The sequence below is a fragment of the Aureimonas sp. D3 genome (assembly GCF_001463805.1).
GTDB lineage: Bacteria > Pseudomonadota > Alphaproteobacteria > Rhizobiales > Rhizobiaceae > Aureimonas > Aureimonas ureilytica_A.
In genome coordinates, this window is the sequence record NZ_BBWM01000066.1 from 61,913 (window position 1) to 77,877 (window position 15,965).

General features: G+C 66.0%; 18 protein-coding genes. 6 read left to right on the plus strand and 12 right to left on the minus strand.

The window, feature by feature from the left end:
- Positions 1-2 precede the first annotated feature (2 nt).
- The 3 genes from cbiB to AUL36_RS20330 all read left to right on the plus strand — a co-directional run bounded on the left by cbiB (position 3) and on the right by AUL36_RS20330 (position 3,445).
- Positions 3-965, plus strand: coding sequence for an adenosylcobinamide-phosphate synthase CbiB (gene cbiB, locus AUL36_RS20320; protein WP_062223730.1), 963 nt, complete (start codon positions 3-5; stop codon positions 963-965).
- Between the two features lie 196 nt (positions 966-1,161).
- Positions 1,162-2,808, plus strand: a complete 1,647-nt coding sequence (locus tag AUL36_RS20325; protein ID WP_062223732.1) for a hypothetical protein — start codon at positions 1,162-1,164, stop codon at positions 2,806-2,808.
- Between the two features lie 160 nt (positions 2,809-2,968).
- Positions 2,969-3,445: a GNAT family acetyltransferase gene (locus tag AUL36_RS20330; RefSeq protein WP_153003832.1), complete on the plus strand. Its 477-nt coding sequence runs from the start codon at positions 2,969-2,971 to the stop codon at positions 3,443-3,445.
- 58 nt (positions 3,446-3,503) lie between these two features.
- Here the strand turns inward: AUL36_RS20330 and AUL36_RS20335 are convergent, their stop codons facing one another.
- The 4 genes from AUL36_RS20335 to AUL36_RS20350 form a co-directional block, all read right to left on the minus strand.
- A complete protein-coding gene (locus tag AUL36_RS20335; RefSeq protein ID WP_062223734.1) occupies positions 3,504-3,689 on the minus strand; it encodes a hypothetical protein in 186 nt (61 codons plus the stop codon).
- A gap of 43 nt (positions 3,690-3,732) precedes the next feature.
- Positions 3,733-3,924 carry a hypothetical protein gene (locus tag AUL36_RS20340; protein WP_062223736.1) on the minus strand — a complete coding sequence of 64 codons (192 nt, stop codon included), beginning with the start codon at positions 3,922-3,924 and terminating at the stop codon, positions 3,733-3,735.
- Entirely contained in the window at positions 3,921-4,118 is a 198-nt protein-coding gene (locus AUL36_RS20345; RefSeq protein ID WP_058636137.1) for a CsbD family protein, read from the minus strand. Before AUL36_RS20345 ends, AUL36_RS20340 begins: the two co-directional genes overlap by 4 nt.
- Positions 4,119-4,179: 61 nt before the next feature.
- Entirely contained in the window at positions 4,180-4,806 is a 627-nt protein-coding gene (locus AUL36_RS20350; protein ID WP_058601570.1) for a ribonuclease D, read from the minus strand.
- Between the two features lie 188 nt (positions 4,807-4,994).
- Here AUL36_RS20350 and AUL36_RS20355 point away from each other — a divergent pair, with 188 nt between their 5' ends.
- The 3 genes from AUL36_RS20355 (at position 4,995) to AUL36_RS20365 (ending at position 7,387) form a co-directional block, all read left to right on the plus strand.
- The gene (locus tag AUL36_RS20355; protein WP_062223738.1) at positions 4,995-6,038 is read left to right on the plus strand and encodes a zinc-dependent alcohol dehydrogenase family protein; all 1,044 of its coding nucleotides are present in this window, start codon (positions 4,995-4,997) and stop codon (positions 6,036-6,038) included.
- 9 nt (positions 6,039-6,047) lie between these two features.
- Positions 6,048-6,743 carry a CHASE3 domain-containing protein gene (locus AUL36_RS20360; protein ID WP_062223740.1) on the plus strand — a complete coding sequence of 232 codons (696 nt, stop codon included), beginning with the start codon at positions 6,048-6,050 and terminating at the stop codon, positions 6,741-6,743.
- A 140-nt stretch (positions 6,744-6,883) separates the two neighbouring features.
- Entirely contained in the window at positions 6,884-7,387 is a 504-nt protein-coding gene (locus AUL36_RS20365; RefSeq protein ID WP_058636141.1) for an NUDIX hydrolase, read from the plus strand.
- A 207-nt stretch (positions 7,388-7,594) separates the two neighbouring features.
- On the opposite strand, the gene AUL36_RS20370 is transcribed toward AUL36_RS20365, so the two are convergent.
- The 8 genes from AUL36_RS20370 to AUL36_RS24330 form a co-directional block, all read right to left on the minus strand.
- On the minus strand, positions 7,595-8,401 hold the full coding sequence (locus AUL36_RS20370; RefSeq protein ID WP_374700793.1) for an endonuclease III domain-containing protein: 807 nt from the start codon (positions 8,399-8,401) through the stop codon (positions 7,595-7,597).
- A gap of 195 nt (positions 8,402-8,596) precedes the next feature.
- Positions 8,597-8,962 (minus strand): hypothetical protein, encoded by a 366-nt coding sequence (locus AUL36_RS20375; protein ID WP_062223744.1) that lies wholly within the window; start codon positions 8,960-8,962, stop codon positions 8,597-8,599.
- 305 nt (positions 8,963-9,267) lie between these two features.
- The gene (locus AUL36_RS20380; protein ID WP_244496558.1) at positions 9,268-10,008 is read right to left on the minus strand and encodes an LrgB family protein; all 741 of its coding nucleotides are present in this window, start codon (positions 10,006-10,008) and stop codon (positions 9,268-9,270) included.
- Positions 10,005-10,379 carry a CidA/LrgA family protein gene (locus AUL36_RS24325; RefSeq protein ID WP_058636143.1) on the minus strand — a complete coding sequence of 125 codons (375 nt, stop codon included), beginning with the start codon at positions 10,377-10,379 and terminating at the stop codon, positions 10,005-10,007. The genes AUL36_RS20380 and AUL36_RS24325 overlap by 4 nt, the downstream gene beginning before the upstream one ends.
- A gap of 314 nt (positions 10,380-10,693) precedes the next feature.
- Positions 10,694-11,716, minus strand: coding sequence for a DUF4424 domain-containing protein (locus tag AUL36_RS20390; protein WP_062223745.1), 1,023 nt, complete (start codon positions 11,714-11,716; stop codon positions 10,694-10,696).
- Positions 11,717-11,823: 107 nt separating this feature from the next.
- A complete protein-coding gene (gene treS, locus AUL36_RS20395; RefSeq protein WP_244497183.1) occupies positions 11,824-13,878 on the minus strand; it encodes a maltose alpha-D-glucosyltransferase in 2,055 nt (684 codons plus the stop codon).
- Positions 13,879-14,136: 258 nt separating this feature from the next.
- Positions 14,137-15,177, minus strand: coding sequence for an HD-GYP domain-containing protein (locus AUL36_RS20400; protein WP_082655974.1), 1,041 nt, complete (start codon positions 15,175-15,177; stop codon positions 14,137-14,139).
- Between the two features lie 308 nt (positions 15,178-15,485).
- On the minus strand, positions 15,486-15,677 hold the full coding sequence (locus tag AUL36_RS24330) for a helix-turn-helix domain-containing protein (protein ID WP_058636146.1): 192 nt from the start codon (positions 15,675-15,677) through the stop codon (positions 15,486-15,488).
- Between the last annotated feature and the right edge of the window lie 288 nt (positions 15,678-15,965).

Consider the following 15,965-nt stretch of genomic DNA (forward strand, 5'->3'; position numbering starts at 1 on the left):
CGATGGTGCTTCTGCTCGCGACCTTGATCGACCGGCTGGTCGGCGACCCCGACTGGCTTTGGCGGCGCTGGCCGCATCCCGTCGTCTGGTTCGGCGCGCTGATCGGCGCGGCGGATCGCGGGCTCAATCGCCCCTCGCTCTCCTTCGCCGGGCGGCGAACTCTCGGGATCGTGTCCATTCTGGCGCTGGCGGGCCTCGCGCTCGGGGCCGGGCTCCTGATCCAACGCGCGCTGGCCCCCATTGGCTGGGCCGGGCTGCTCGTCGAGGCCCTCGTCGCCTCCGTGTTTCTGGCGCAGAAAAGTCTCGGCGATCATGTCGAGGCCGTGCGCGCGGCGCTGGAGCGCGAAGGTCTGGAGGCCGGGCGTCGGGCCGTGTCCATGATCGTCGGGCGCGACCCGAACGAGCTGGACGAGGCGGGCGTCTGCCGCGCGGCGATCGAGAGTCTGGCCGAGAACGCTTCGGACGGCGTCGTCGCGCCCTGGCTGGCGCTCGCCCTGTTCGGTTTGCCGGGGCTCTTGGTCTACAAGATGGTGAACACGGCCGACTCGATGATCGGCCATCGCTCCGAGCGCCATCTTGCCTTCGGCTGGGGCGCGGCGCGGCTGGACGATGTCCTGAATCTCGTGCCCGCCCGACTGACCGCGCTTCTCTTTGCCGGCATGGCTTGGATGGGCAGGAATGGCACGGCTGGGCGGAAAGCCTGGAAAACCGCATGGCGGGATGCGGCCACCCATCGCTCGCCCAATGCCGGCTGGCCGGAAGCGGCCATGGCCGGCGCGCTGGGCCTGTCGCTCGGCGGCCCGCGCCGCTATGGCGCGCTGGTGGTGGATGCGCCCTGCCTCGGCGCGGAGGGGCGGCGCGAAGCGAACCCGCAGGACATCGCCGCCGCGCTGCGCTTGTTCGGGTGGTCCATGAACGCGCTTCTCGCTGTCGCCGTGCTCGGGTCTCTCGTCTCGCTCGTTTAAGCGTGCCTCGCGCGGTCTCGCCGTGGCCGCTTTGGCTCCATGGCGTTGCTGCGAAACTTGGCCTTCACCGCCGCAGAGGCTGCGTTTGGTTTTGAAGCCCCGTCAAACCACTCGATCGACTTCTGCCCAACGCGGCCACAGCTTTGCCCGACCTTTGGGTGAAACAGCCTGACCGAGCCCTTGGAAAGCCGACGCCATGCCTGATTCGAAGCCGCCCGCACCCTTCGCCTCGCCGGGTCTCGCTCATGGCGCGGCCATGCGGCGCGGTGGGCCCCCCGGCCCCGCTCTCCTGCGCCAGAGCTTTGCCGACGCCGTGCGCACGCTGCCGCAGGTCGAGGCGATCAGCTTCGGCACCTCGGCCGAGGCAAAGGGACCGGGCGGCGCTGCGATCCGCGATGCCGGCGATCTCGCCCGCTTCTTCAACCCGTTTCAGGGCGAGGCCGATCCGCGCGGCCGCCCGGTCGGCGGCACGGGAACCACCACGATCAACGCCGAGGTGCAGAACTATCGCGGCGATTTCGGCGCGGGGAACCATGTCTTCGAGCAGGACGGCCTGCGCCTTCAGGCCAAGGTCGAGGCCGGCCGCTTCGACAGCTATCTGCGCGGCGACCTCACGCGCGCCCAAGGCGGCTTCACCAGCAACGCGCCGAGCGGCGCGGTGCCGACGCGCCTGTCGGATATCGGCCTGACGCCCAGCGATCTCGACCGTATCCAGGTGGGCGACGTCACGACCAACGGCCCGGTGGGGCTTGCCGCCGTGGCGGCTCTGGACCGCGCGGCCGGCACCATCACCTTCGATGCGCTGTCGGGCGGTGCGCGGGCGAACTACGGCGGCAATTTTCATCTGACCTTCACGCGCTTCGCCTTCGCGCCGCTCGAAGCCCCGGCCGCGATCGAGGAGGGAAAGACGCAGGAGGTGCGTTTGGCGCGCCCGCTGCCGACAAGCGTCGTGCCCGGCTGTCTCGTGCGTGGGGTCAAGCGCGGCCCCCAGCCGGTGAACGATCCGCGCAGCATGGCGCAGGCCGTGGTCGCCACGATCTCGGACGACCGGCGCACGGTTCGGTTCGACCGACCGCTCCACTTCGGCGCGGTGCTCCAGGCGGCGGAGGGGGACGGGCTTCTGTTTCAGCCCGGTCTCTGGTCCGGTCAAATCTGGTCGAAGCGCTCCTACGGGCCGCAGCGCGACGGCTTGTCGGCGCAGGCCATCCGCATCGAGGTGAGCTTTCCCGCAATGCCGGACGATCGCGGGATGCCGGCTTACAAGCGGGCCGATGTCGAGGCCCGGCTGAAATCGGGCGCGGGCATTCTCTGGGGTTATTGGCCGGCGCTCTGGCTCTTCACTTGGCGCCCCGGCCGGAACGGGCTCGGCCAGCGCATGCAGCCGAATGGGCGCAATGGCTGGGCAGAGGTGGACATTCTGGAAATCTTCACGCGGCTCGGCACCGGCCCCTCCGTCTGGACCGGCAATCTCCACGATCAGCCCTTCGAGCGCCAGACGGTGCCCTCGCCGCTCGGCGGCACTTGGCGCTCGCAGCCAGCCGACAAGAGGTTTTTGACGCCCGACGCCGCCTCGCTTCTGATGCCCAAGCCCATCACGGACGGGAAACGCCATTCCTTCGGCGTGTTGTGGACGCGCGACAGCGTGGTTCATTACATGGATGACCGGCCGATCTGCCTCAGCCAATGGCCGCTCAACGTGACCTACCCTCATCAACTCGGGATCAATCTCGCCTGCGGCTCGCTGGCGAGCGGCAATCCCGCCGCCCTGTTCTTCCCCCAGTCGCAGGGGGACGCCGAGGGCCAGTTCCTGACCGTCCATTCCGTGAAAAGCTGGGAGGCGTGAAGGGCAGCCCGACCGGACCCTTTCGCCTCCGTTTCGTGGCCAAGGTCGGCAGATGCCGACAAGATGTTCGGCCCTGCCGTTTGCAGACCGCCCGCCACCTTGCACCACAGGGATGCAGCGTCATATCGGCTGGCACATCATCTGGTCGGGGACCCACCGCTTGCGTGCCTTCGAAATTCTGACGCGCGTCGCCTTCGGCATCGCCAGCCTCACTCTCATGGCCCTCGCCGGAGCGCTGATCGCCTATGCCGGGATCGGCGTGTGGGACAGTTTCCTCGTTCCCGACCGCGACATCGGCACGACGGCCCTTCAGGCGGTGGGCTATACCGTGATCGCCACGGCCGTCTTCGATGTCGGCAAGTATCTTCTGGAGGAGGAGGCGATCCGGGGCCGGGAAATGCGCAATGCCGGCGAGGCGCGCCGCAGCCTGACGAAATTCATCTCCACGATCATCATCGCGGTTCTTCTGGAAGCGCTGGTCGCCGTCTTCGAAGCGGGCAAGCAGGACCCCCGCCTGATGATCTACCCGACCTTCCTGCTTCTGGCCGGCGCAACGCTCATCGTCGGTCTCGGCATCTACCAGCGCCTCAGCGCCGATGCGGAGGTGAAGGTCCGCGATCCCGTCGAAAACGACTGAGGGCCGAGGACAGAACCGTGGAGGGTTCTGTCCCCAGCACCCGAAGGCCTTGAGGCTCTCAGCCCTCCGACGGCTGGTCGGGCAGCCCTGGCGAGCGGCGGGCGGGTGTGCCTGCGCCACCTCCGCCTCCGCCTCCCGGTGTTTCGTCCGGCTCGCGCGGCTGGATGAAGCCGTCCTCGCCGATCGGGTCGGGCAGGATCGGGTCGGGCGCATTGCGCTCCGGGCTATGGGGAATGTTCGACATGCTGGGGCGTCCTCCGGCTGGGGGCAAGGCGATGCAGGCGATGTTACGGGCCGCCGGCGAGCGAGCCCATCACGACCATGGCAAGGTCGTCGAGATCGACGGGGCCATGGATCACCACCTTGTCGGGTCCGGGCTCAACGGTCAGCCTGTCGTCCGCGTCGGCGCTGGTCTCGGCCTGTCGCTGAAGTTCGGCCAGAAGGGCCTCACGCACGGCCTCGTTGCCGTCCTCTCTCATCGCTGGATGCCCTCGCGCACGGCGCGCGGCGTCGCGCGCAGGTCGGGCCGCTGATCGGGCAGGGGCGCGCGCCCTTCCGCGATGTCGCGACGCCCATCCTCCTGAAGGCGGGCGTCGCCGGTGATTTCGGCGACGATTTCCTTGGCGGTGCCGCCGATGCGCTTGCCGAGCGCTGCGATCGGATGGTCGCTCATCGTATCTCTCCTCGGGTTCGGAAGGAGCAACGAGAAACGCGCCGATCGGTTCGCCTGAGGTTTACGAACGGGCCACCGAATGGGAGAAGATGTCCTCCTCGTCCCAGCCGAGAAGATCGAGCTTGGCGCGGGTCGGCAGGAAGTCGAAGGCGGCCTTGGCGAGTTCCATGCGGTCCTCGCGCTCCAGCCGCTGCAGAAGAACGCCCATCAGATCGTGGAGATAGAGAACGTCCGAGGCGGCATAGTCGAGCTGCGCTTGGGTGAGCGTTTCGGCCGCCCAGTCCGAGGATTGCTGCTGCTTCGACAGATCGACGCCGATCAGCTCCTTGGCAAGATCCTTCAGCCCGTGCCGGTCCGTGTAGGTGCGCACGAGGCGCGAGGCGATCTTGGTGCAGAAGACCGGCTGCGTCATGACGCCGAACGCATGATAGAGCGCGGCGATGTCGAAGCGGGCGTAGTGGAAGATCTTCACCTTCGACGTGTCGGCCAGAAGCTTGCAGAGATTGGGCGCCTCGCGCTGGCCCTTGGCGATCTGCACGACATCAGCTGTGCCGTCACCCGGCGAAAGCTGCACGACGCAGAGCCGATCGCGGCGCGTGTCGAGGCCGAGCGTTTCGGTGTCGATGGCGACGGAACCGGTGTAGCGGGACAGGTCGGGCAGGTCGCCCTTGTGGACGCGAATGGTCATGACGCGGGAACTCCGAGGCGAAGGCCCCGCGCGGCGCGGGGCGAGGATTCATCCCCCCGTCGCCTACAGCATCCCCGAAAAAACCGAAACGCATTTTCGTCCCGTAGCCGGCACTGGAAGCGGTCCTGAGCGTTGTCGCCCCGGTTGGATCGCGATAGGGGTCGGCCATCCATGGATGGGGTGTTGCGATGCGAGCCATGATCTTCGAACGTTTCGGCGAGGCGCCCGGCATTCGCGCCGTGCCGGACCCGACCCCCGCCCCCGATGGCGTGGTGATCGAGGTCAAGGCGACGGGCCTGTGCCGCAGCGACTGGCACGGCTGGAAGGGCCATGACAGCGACATCCACCTGCCGCATGTGCCGGGGCACGAGTTCGCCGGGGTGATCTCGGCCGTGGGCCGGGACGTCAGGCGCTTTCGCGTCGGCGAGCGCGTCACCGTGCCCTTCATCGCCGCCTGCGGCCATTGCGGCGAGTGCCGCGCGGGGCATCAGCAGGTCTGCGAGGCGCAGTTCCAGCCCGGCTTCACCCATTGGGGCTCTTTTGCCGAATTCGTCGCCATCGAGCGCGCCGACGCCAATCTCGTGAGCCTGCCCGAGCAGCTCGACTTCGCCACCGCCGCGAGCCTCGGCTGCCGCTTCGCCACCTCCTTCCGCGCCGTGGTGGACCAGGGCCGGGTCAAGGGCGGGGAATGGGTGGCCGTGCATGGAAGCGGCGGCGTCGGCCTCTCGGCCATCATGATTTCGGCCGCGCTCGGCGCGCGGGTCGTGGCCATCGACATCGCGCCCTCCAAGCTGGCGCTGGCCCGCGCCATGGGTGCCGAGGCGGTGATCGATGCCAGCGAGGTGGCGGATGTGCCCGAAGCCGTGCGCGAGATTACGGGCGGCGGCGCGCATGTCTCGCTCGACGCGCTCGGCCATTCGCAGACCTGCTTCAACTCCATCCGCTGCCTGCGCCGGCGCGGGCGACATGTTCAAGTCGGGCTGATGCTGGGCGAGCATACGACGCCGCAGATCCCGATGGCGCAGGTGATCGCGCACGAACTCGAGATCTACGGCAGCCATGGGATGCAATCCTGGCGCTACGAGGCGATGATGGGCATGATCACGTCGGGCAAGCTCGCCCCGCAGCGGCTGATCGGCGAGACGCTGAGCCTGGAGGATGCCGTGCCGGCCTTGATGGCGATGGACCGGCAGGCACCCGATGGCATCGCCATCATCGACCCGCGCGCCTGAGGCGCGGGCATGTCGCTGCTCTCCTGGTCCTATATCCGGCGCACCTATCTCACCCGGCCGACGCTTCTGCGCGTCGTGCCGACGGGCGCGGTGCTGCTGACCGGGATCGTGGCGACGACCTGGACCCATTCGCTCCTGAACCAGCAGCGCGACCTCGTGGTCCATACGCACGAGGTGATCGAGACCACCAAGGATGTGCTGATCGGTCTCGACGATGCCGAGACCGGCCAGCGCGGCTATCTTCTCAGCCGCGACCGACGTTACCTCGAACCCTATGACAGGGCGCTGGAGCGGTTGGGGGATCTGAGATCGCGCCTGCGCCAGCAAATCTCCGACAATGGCGAGCAGGTCTCGCGTGTGGATGGCTTGGGCGGGTTAATCGATCTCAAGCTCGCCGAGATGAAGGACTCCATCGCGCTGCACGACGAGGTCGGCTTCGAGGCGGCGCGCCGACGCGAGATCGCCATGATGGAACGCGCGACGATGGACCAGATCCGCGCGGTGATCGGCGCGATCACCGAAGGGGAGAAAAGCCTCCTATCCATCCGCTCGGCCGAGGTGGACGAGGACGAGAACCGGGTTCGGATCGTCGCTATTCTGATCGGCCTCGCCTCGCTTCTGACGCGAACCGGCGTTGAACTGTATCTGGCCCGCAAGGGATTGGATGTTCGTATCGTTGTTCGGCATCCCCATGAAAAGCCGTGACGAAATGTCGCTCTTCGGCAACGATCTTTACTGATCGATAGCCAGCTTTCGACTTCCTGCCGCTTCGTCAGTTCCTCCTTGAACGTAATCGACTACCTTTCACCCAGCCGGCGTGGGGATGCGGGCTGTTGGGGGGCATCGTGAAACAGGTTGAGGAGACTGAGACGCGGCAGGTCGCGGCCTTGCCGGTGTATGTCACCCCGGAAGGGCGCGTGCGCGTCGGGTTGGTCACATCGCGCGAGACGCGCCGTTGGATCGTTCCCAAGGGCTGGCCCATGGAGGGCTTGCGCGACGACGAGGCGGCCGGCATCGAGGCCAAGGAGGAGGCCGGCCTGCGCGGCAAGATGCTGCGCGAGCCGATCGGCACCTATCATTACTGGCAGCGCACCCGCACCCATTTTCGCTATGTCGCGGTGACGACCTTCGTCATGCAGGTGCGGGAGCAGAAGAAGAAGTGGAAGGAAAAGGCGCAGCGTGAGTTCGAATGGGTCACGCTCGTCGAAGCCGTCGATCGCCTTCAGGAAGGCGAACTCGCCTCGCTGGTAGCCGGCTTGCCGCAGAACGCGGCGGCTTGGAAGTTCCTGCACGAGGGCAAGACCATGCTGGCACCGAAGGGCGCGACGCGTAAGGCCGAACTCGCCTGATCGGCGCGTATGCGGATCGCGCAAAGATGCGCTCGCCACTTTTGCTCTTCTTTGCCCGAGACGCCCGTTTACGCCTTCACCCGTTTGCGCCTTCAGGGGAAAGCGCGGGATGCCGACATCCTATCCTTAGGGCCGTCGCTCCCATGACGTCGTGCCGGTCTTCTCCTCTTCGAGGCTCTTGCCCTCGTCGTGTACGGAAAGAAGCGCTCAGACCTTGAAGGCGCTGGGGCAGAGGTCGGTGAGCGTGCAGCGGTCGCAGGCCGGCCGCCGATAGTGGCAGATTTTCTGCCCGTGCAGCATCAGGATTTCGTGGTTGTCGTAGAGCGCCTGCGCGCTCCAGTCCGTCGGCAACTGCGCCCGCAGGATGGCATGGGACGGGCCGACATCCACCTGCGGCCCGATCAGCGCGAGACGCTGGGCGACGCGGTGGTGATGGCTGTCCACCGGTAGGGCCGGCATTCGCAGCACGGAGAAGGACAGAACCGCCGCGCTCGTCTTCGGCCCGACGCCGGGCAGGGCTTCCAGCCAGCGCCGCGCGGGTTCGACCTCCAAGCCGGCCAGGAAATCGAGGTCGAGCTTTCCTTGGCGATCGCGCAGGGCTCGCAGGATCTCCTGAAGCCGGGGAGCCTTGAGTTCGGGCCAGCGCACGCCCTGAATCAGTTCTTCCACCTCTCCCGTCTCGGCCTCGATCATCGCATCCCAATCCGGGAAGCGAGCCCGCAGAGCCTTGAAGGCGCGCCCGGAATCGGCGTTGCGCGTGCGATGCGACAGGAGCGAGGAGATCAACTCGCTGACCGGATCGAGCGAGTGGAAATAGGGGATCGGGCATTCATAGGTCTGGCAGAGCCGGCGATGCACCTCCAGCGCCTTCTCCCGCAGGGCCTCGTCAGGTGGAGCCCGCGCGGGCTCGGCGGCGGGAGCGGGCTCCCGCAAGGAGGCGGTGGAAGCCTTTGCGCGCGGTCGCCGCGCTGGCGCAGGCTTGAAAAGGGCGGGGGCTGGATCGTTCGGGCGCATATCCCGGAAATTTGCGGGCGCGGCCGAGCGTTCCGCTTGCGCCCCCGCGGCCCTTTGACTCAAGGGGCGGCTCTCGTAGGCTTGCGGCGTTCGAGGCGAGGTCCGGCTGGGACGAGTGACGATCATATGAGGATCGAGCGAAGAATCGCCTGATCCTTCGAATTGCCCAGCCGAGCTTTCCTGGTCTGGAAGCTGCTACTTGGCGCTTTGCGGCGCGACGGCACCGGGCGGGATCACCGGCGTCGTGTTCGGATCGGGATCGGGCACCGGGGCAGCCATGTCGGGATCGCCATCCATCTGGGGCATGAGGACGCTTTCGCAATCATCAAGCTGATCGGTCAGCATCTGCTCGTCCGATGTGGTCCCGGCCGATGGGTTGGCGGGATCGACCGTGCAGCTTTCGGCCGGCGAAGGAGCCTCTTCGTCGGGCGCTGCGGCCTGAGGAGCTTGCGGCGCCTGAACGGGCGGGGCGGGGGGCGGCACCTGCGCGAAGGCCGCGCCCGACAGGAGGACAAAGGCCACCGAGGCGGCCAGAAGGGATGGGATGCTGCGCGCAGTCATGGTTGCGAATCTCCTTCGCGGGGCTCGGGCCGATCTTGCCGCCGATCCGATCCGAATTGAGGCGGAGGCCGGAGGGGCCGACCAAAAAGGCGGCACGGTGCCGGTCTCTCGCCGGATGGACTTATGGCTGCCTTACCCTCAACGCTTCAAGCGGGCTTCGGGCTCCCTCTGAACGGAGGGGGAAGGAGTTTGGGCGTCCGCCGTTGAAGGCTGTCGCGCCCTTTAGCGGCGTCGGACGTGGTGTTCACAGCGCATGGAGGGGTGGCGAAGCGCCGAGCGTGGGCGGCGACGCCTTGCCCTTCGCGTTACAGAAGCCAGCTCAGAAGAAGCGGCGCAAGAAGCGCGGTGACGAGGCCGTTCAGCGCCATGGCGAGGCCGGCGAAGGCACCGGCCACATTGTCCACCTGAAAGGCGCGCGCCGTGCCGATACCATGCGAAGCGAGGCCCGCCGCGAAGCCGCGCGCCGCATAGTCGCGGATGCCGAGCGCGTTCATCAAGGGCGTCACGATGATCGCGCCGATCACCCCGGTCGCGATCACGAAGACGGCGGTCAGTGTCGGGTCCGCGCCGAGCCCTTGCGAGATGCCCATGGCAATGCCGGCCGTCACGGATTTGGGTGCCAGCGCCAGGACCAGTGACGAGGGGAGATGGAGGAGAGACGCGAGCGCGACGGTGGAAGCAATGCCCGCAGACGCGCCGACGAAGAGCGCCACAAGGATGGGGGCCAATGTCTCGGCAATGACGCGTCGGTTGCGATAGAGCGGAACGCCGAGCGCGACGGTGGCCGGCCCGAGCGCGAAATGGATGAACTGCGCCCCCTCGAAGTACGTGACATAGGGCGTGTCGCTCGCCTCCAGAACGGCGACCACGAGGATGATGGCCAGAAGCACCGGGTTCGCCAGAGGATGGAAGCCGGTGAAAGCGGCCAGACGCCGGGCCAGAAGAAAGGCGCCGAGCGTCACGGTCAGCCAGAGAAGGGGGCTGGCCGACAGATAGACCCAAAGCTCGAACAGGCTGACGGGCGCGGGAGCGGGCGCGGCGTTCACGAGCGCCGCTCCGAGGCGAGGCGCACGAGACGGAAGGCGGCGACCGTGACCAGCATCGTGATTGCCGTCGAGCCGACCAACGTCAGCACGATGCCGAACCCGTTCTGCAGGATCAGATCGAGCTTGCCGGCGACGCCGACACCGGCCGGCACGAAGAGCACGCCGAGATACAGCAGCAACCCGTCCCCCGCTTCCTCCACCGATCGTGTCCGGGCCTGGACGCGTTCGTTCGAAAACCGCTCCGACAGCGCGAGATAGACGATCAGCAGGAGAATGCCGATCACCGGGCCTGGCACCGGGCCTGAGGTTACGTGGCGGATGGCTTCTCCCAGCAATTGGCAGGTGAGAAGAACAAAGAGGCCGTAGAGCATGATCCGCCTTCGGGATTGTCGGGACACCAGCGTGGAGCGCCCGGCTTTCGCTGGACGGGCGCAGCGCCGGGTGGCGGTCAAGATCGCGCTTCGGCCCAAGCCAGACAAGCCGGCGTAGCGGCATCCGTCCCATGCGTTCAACGCAAGTCTTGGGGCTTCGCTATGCGCAAGCCTAAGGGCTTTGAGCGAGCATTCTATGAGGGAGATGAGCGTGGGGCCGAACCTGAGCGGTAGTCCGAAGAGGTCGCACGAGCCGAACCCGCAAAATCTTGTCCGGTGCGAACGCATTGCCGGAGCGGCGTTGACCGGCTCCGTCAGGGCTTCTGCGGCACCAGAAGCAGGATGTCCAACTCGCGTTCCCAGGGCGGCGACCAGTTCTCGGCTTCCATGCGAAAGGTGGTGGGGCCGATCTTGCGGACGTTCTCGCCGCAGAAGGACACGAGGTTCTTCGGGTCGCCCTTGTCCACCGTCAGCGTGAAATGGCCGACCGTCCCAGCCCAGTTGGCGCCCGTGGACCAGATGTAGGAAATCCAGTTCTCCACATAGGGATAGCTCGTCCAGGTGCCGTCCTTGACGCCGGAGGCCTTGAGGCGAGCGAGGATGTCATCGCCCAGACAATATTTCTGGCGGGTGGCGGCCAAGCGAGCCGGCCCGTCCTCCGTCTCGTTCAGGAAGCTCACGCCCGCGGTCGCGCCGAGGCTCGGCTTGTAGCGATGCTCGACGGTGACGGTTTTCCCCGCGGGAAAACTCGCGTGCCAGCTATAGGTCGAGCGCAGGAGCCAGATCGGGATATCGTCGATGCGGGTCTTCCCCTCCTCCTCGTATTCGGTCGGCATCACGAGGCCGAGCCCGCGCAGGGTGCGCCGGGTCGGCTCGTCCAGCGCCTGGACCGCGTCGTGCGTGGCGGCGAGATGCGGGACCAGCGGAATCTTGTGATCCAGGAGAACCTGCGTCCGCTCGATCCCGGCCGCGAAGGCGTAAGGGTGGAAGGTCGCCGAAACCGGCTTTCCCTCGAATGTCGTCGTGAAGCCGAAGAGATTCTGCGGATCGTCCGTCGGCACGCTGGTCATGAAATCCATGCTGCCTTCGATGTCGGGCATCGGAAAGGCGACCAGCACGTCCTCGTCGTCGGGGCCATTATTGTGGAATTGATAGGTGATGCGGATTTCGTCGGGCGAGACGAAGAGATCTTCCGAGCGCATCTCGATCCGGTCGGATCGCACGAAGGTCAGGCCCTGCGTGCCGAGCTGGGCCATCGTGTCGTTGGCGAGCGCGAGGTCGAGCGGCAGCGCGAAAAGCAGTGCCCCGGCCAGAGCCTGACCGGCCCGTGCTCCCATCCCGTTCCTCATAGGCCCATCCCCCCCTTGTGCCGCACTCGCGAGCCTATCGCGGGCGCGGCGGTTTCGCCATGGCGCGCCGGCTTTCAAAGCCGGGGGAGACGGTGTCAGAGCGTCGGCAGCGCGCCGACGATGCGCAGCGACAGGCCCTCATGCGGGTCGAGCGAGATCTTCAACTTGCCGTCCTCGCCCAGATCGCCTTCGATCGTTTCGGCGATCATGTCCACCACCGGGCCAGGACGCACGTTGGAGAGTTCGATCACCTCTTCCACGGGGCTCAGGCTGAAGTTCAGCGCCGTCAACTGCGTGCCGCGCCCGTCCGGCAGCTCGTGCACCATCACGAGAAGGCCGGGGCTGGTGACGTCGGGAATGGCGGTCTGGCGCGCGGCGGCGATGCCATAGGCGTCGCGGACCTGGAGCAGGCGCTTGAGGCGCGAGGCGAAGGAGTCCGGGTTCTCCAGCTGCTCGTAGAGCGAGCCGTAGAGCGAGCGGGCGCGTGGAATTCCGCCTGCCGAATAGCGCGAGCCGGGCGCGGCATTCGTCAGGTCGTAGGCCCCGCGCTCGATCCAGCGCGTGTCGCCGTCGCGCATGAAGTCGGCCACCTGTTCGGGCTCGAGCGGCAGGGCGCCCACGAGATCCCATCCCGACAGCGCGAAGACGCCCGGCTGATAGGCATTGTACATGGCAAGCAGGAGATGGGCCTTCTGGATCGCGGCGATCTCCTCGTCGCCGATGGTCGAGAGATCGCTGATGCCGAGCGCGGCCGCCACCACGCTCGCCGTGGTGCAGGCGACGCCATTGGTGACGAAGCGCAGATTATAGGGCGCCGAGGGGCCGCTCAGCTTCTCGTACATGGTCTCGCGGATATGCGTGCGCAGCGTGCGGCCCTGCCAGGTCTGGCCCTGGAACGTGTAGATGTCGTTGGCGTGCAGGGTCCAGAAATGCACGAGTTCGAGCGTCAGCTCGTCGTGATTCTGGAGCGCATGGATCAGTGAAGCCGGGTCGATCCCATATTCATGCACCGTGCGCAGCATCATGCGCAGAAACTCGGTGTCGCCAGTGAGCAGGGCGTGCTGATAGGCGGGCCGCGTGATGAAGTCGTAGGATAGGTCCGCCCCGCCCTTGGACATGACGGCGATGTCGTCCACCGTCAGATTCAATTCCTGGAACGAGAAGCCGCCCGCCTTGCGGATCATGCCTGCCAGAAGCTGGTTGCCGACCACCGACAGCGGATGGCCCTCCGACCAGGCCGGCCCGTCCGTGCGCTTTTCGACGCCGAGGAAGCCGTTGGCGTCGAGGCGCAGGCCGCGCGCGCCCATCTGGTCGATGGAGTGGAGCGCATCGCCCGTGATCATCTGCTGGGCCGCGAAGGACGGGTCCAACCAGTTGAGGCTCGGCTGGCCTTCCTTGAAGTAGTGGAGATAGACCCAGCGGCGCGAGACGCCATCGACGCCGACGATCGGCCCGGTGGCGCTCCAGTCGGTTTCCTTGACGCCCGGCTCGAAGAAGATGACGCGCTGAAGCTGGCCGACGATATAGTTCTTCTCGCGCAGCGTATCGACGATTGGCGGGGGTAGATTCACGGCATCGCGCCCTTCGGGCACGTCCGGCAGGAGAGCCCAGTCTTCCTCCTGAATCTCGACCATATGATACAGGCCGGGATAGTCGCCATATTTCATTTCCGCGAGGCGGAAATCGGCGCCCTTGCCGGTATGCGCCGGCACGACGTCATCGATCACGACGGCATTGTGCGCCGCCGCCATGCGGCTGAGGGCGACATATTCCTCGCTCGTGCCGAAGGCGGGGTCGATGTCGAAGCTGATCCGGTCGAAATTGCCGTCGATCGTGGGCGAATAGCGCCCGTCCTTGTAGCCGCCGGCGCGCTTCATCGGGCCGGTGTGGATGCCGCGCACGCCGATCGAGGAAAGCGCCGACCAGAGCCGCTGTTCGCCCAGCATGGACAGGACGCTGTTTCCGTCGCGCGTCACGATGGAGGCGGGATAGGCGGTGAACCAGACGGGCGCGACGGCCGAGGCCACGCGCGGGCGCGTTTCGGCGTAGGGGCGCTGCCACAGCCGGCCCTGGCCACCATATTTCTCGGCGGCGGACTTGGCCTGACGCAGCATCGACATTTCGACAAGCGCTTCAATGGTCTCGTTCATCGGCATATCGCTGGCGGCCCTCGTGTCGTCCTGATGCGGAAGGACCAAACGCGGCCCGGAGGGGAAGTTTCCGCGCCAGCACGATCTTTCAAGTCTTGACGATGCCGATCTCTTCATGAGCGAAGGTATTCGGGAAACCGTTTGGCGAGGCGTTTGCGCGGATCGGGAACGCGCGGAAGGCTTGGTGCAAGCCAGCGTTTCACTGCGACTGAGCCGGCTTCAAGGGCAGAGCCCGCCCCGTTGATCGGCAGGCTCGGATCAAAGACGGGGGTCGGAATAGCCGTTGACCGCTTGCGCCGCTTTTGGTTCCCCAGCCTCGCGGAATTCCAGCGGAATCGCCTCATCATATCCCAGGCACCGCGCGAACTCGGCCAGAAGGGCAGGGTCGAGATGCCCACGCCACTGGAACATGCGCGAAAGCGCCTCGTCCGCATGCCAAGCCTTGCGATAGGGGCGCACCGATGTCACCGCGTCGTAGATATCGCAGATCGCCGCGATCCGCGCATGATGGCTGATCTCCTCGTCCGCCAGCCCGTCCGGGTATCCCGTGCCGTCGAGGCGTTCGTGATGATGGCGGCAGACATCGAGAACAAGCTCGGGCATGTCGGGATGGGCGCTCAAGATGCGGCATCCCTCCTCCGGATGCGTGCGGATCAGGTCCATCTCGGCCTCGGTCAAGCCCGAGGGCTTCAGAAGGATGGAGGAGGGGATCGCGACCTTGCCCACGTCGTGAACGAGGCCCGCCATGCCGATGAGATGCAGTTCCCCTTCATCCATGCCCAGATGGCGACCGAAGCGCACCATCAGCGCGCTCACCGCGATGGAATGGAGGAATGTGTAGGAATCGGTGGACTTGATGCGCGTGAGGCCGATCAGGGCGGTGGGATTGCTGTTGAGCGAGGTGATGATTTCCTTGGTCACGCTGAGCGCCACATGCGGATCGACCTTCCGGCCCATGCGCGCGTCGCCCATCAGCCGGCTCATCGCCTGCTTGCAGTTGCGCAGCGTTCGCTCGGCCCGGCGTTGTTGGAAGGTCAGCTGCGACAGCGTGAGTTGCGAGAGCGCGCCCGCGCCAATGGCCGATGCCTTCTGCCCCTCGACGGCCAATGGTCGAACCGGCGTGCTTCTGCTGTCGTCAATGATAACGGACGCCACACGGCTGGCTTGAAGCCGAGCCAAATCCCTTGGCTTGGTCAGTAGGAACTGCGTTTTCCAAAACGGGTGATCCGTCCAACTGCCATCGAAGCCCACAATATACATTCCCAATCTGGCATCATGGGGCGATATCTGTCGGATCATGGCGAGTCTGGCTAATATAGGAGGAGGTGATACTGAGTGAAATTCCAAGGATCCTTGGAATATTGATCAGGATAGCCTGTATTGGTTCATGAGCCGTTACGTCTGCGCGTGGCCGATCGCCACTAGCCTGCGTTTCTACCTTTGGGGAATGCGGGCGTTTCCAATGGCGAAATCTTGTGGGCCGCGCCGACGGGAGCCGTAAGCCGAGCGTTCTGAGAAGGGGTGGGCAAAAAATTAGCGTTGGCGTTAAAGGGTTTTCAGCCCTTTTCTGTTTCACGTGAAACATGCGGCCGAGTCGCGGTCGAGCGTCAGCCTAGAAGATCGTCCGGCTTGACACGAAAATGCTGGGCCAGACGCAAGAGCGCCTTTGGCGGAATATCGCGCCTTCCATCTTCCACGGCTTTCAGCATCTGAACCGGCAGGTTCGTGGCGCGCGCCAAGGTCTCGATCGTTTCTCCATCCGTCGTCCGCAAGCGGCGAACATTGTCTCCCAAAGCCATCCTGTTCCTTTCTTCAAACGGTCTGCGCGTCTCCGCTGCGCTTTCTAACGCGCTGGCGCCTGTTTCGACATCGGGAGCCGAATGGAAGCCTTCCGCGGCCTTGCGGCTCGTGTCTCGCATTTCGGGTCAATCTGCCCCGTTTTCGAGCGGGCGCGGCCGATTGCCCCGAATCCGCACGGGCTCCGTGAGGCTGTGAGGTCGCCTCTCGTGATGCCGCAAGAGTCACCGATGTCTTAAGCGGAACGATCTTTTAACCCTCTTCGGTAACCATAAGCACATGAGGGGCGA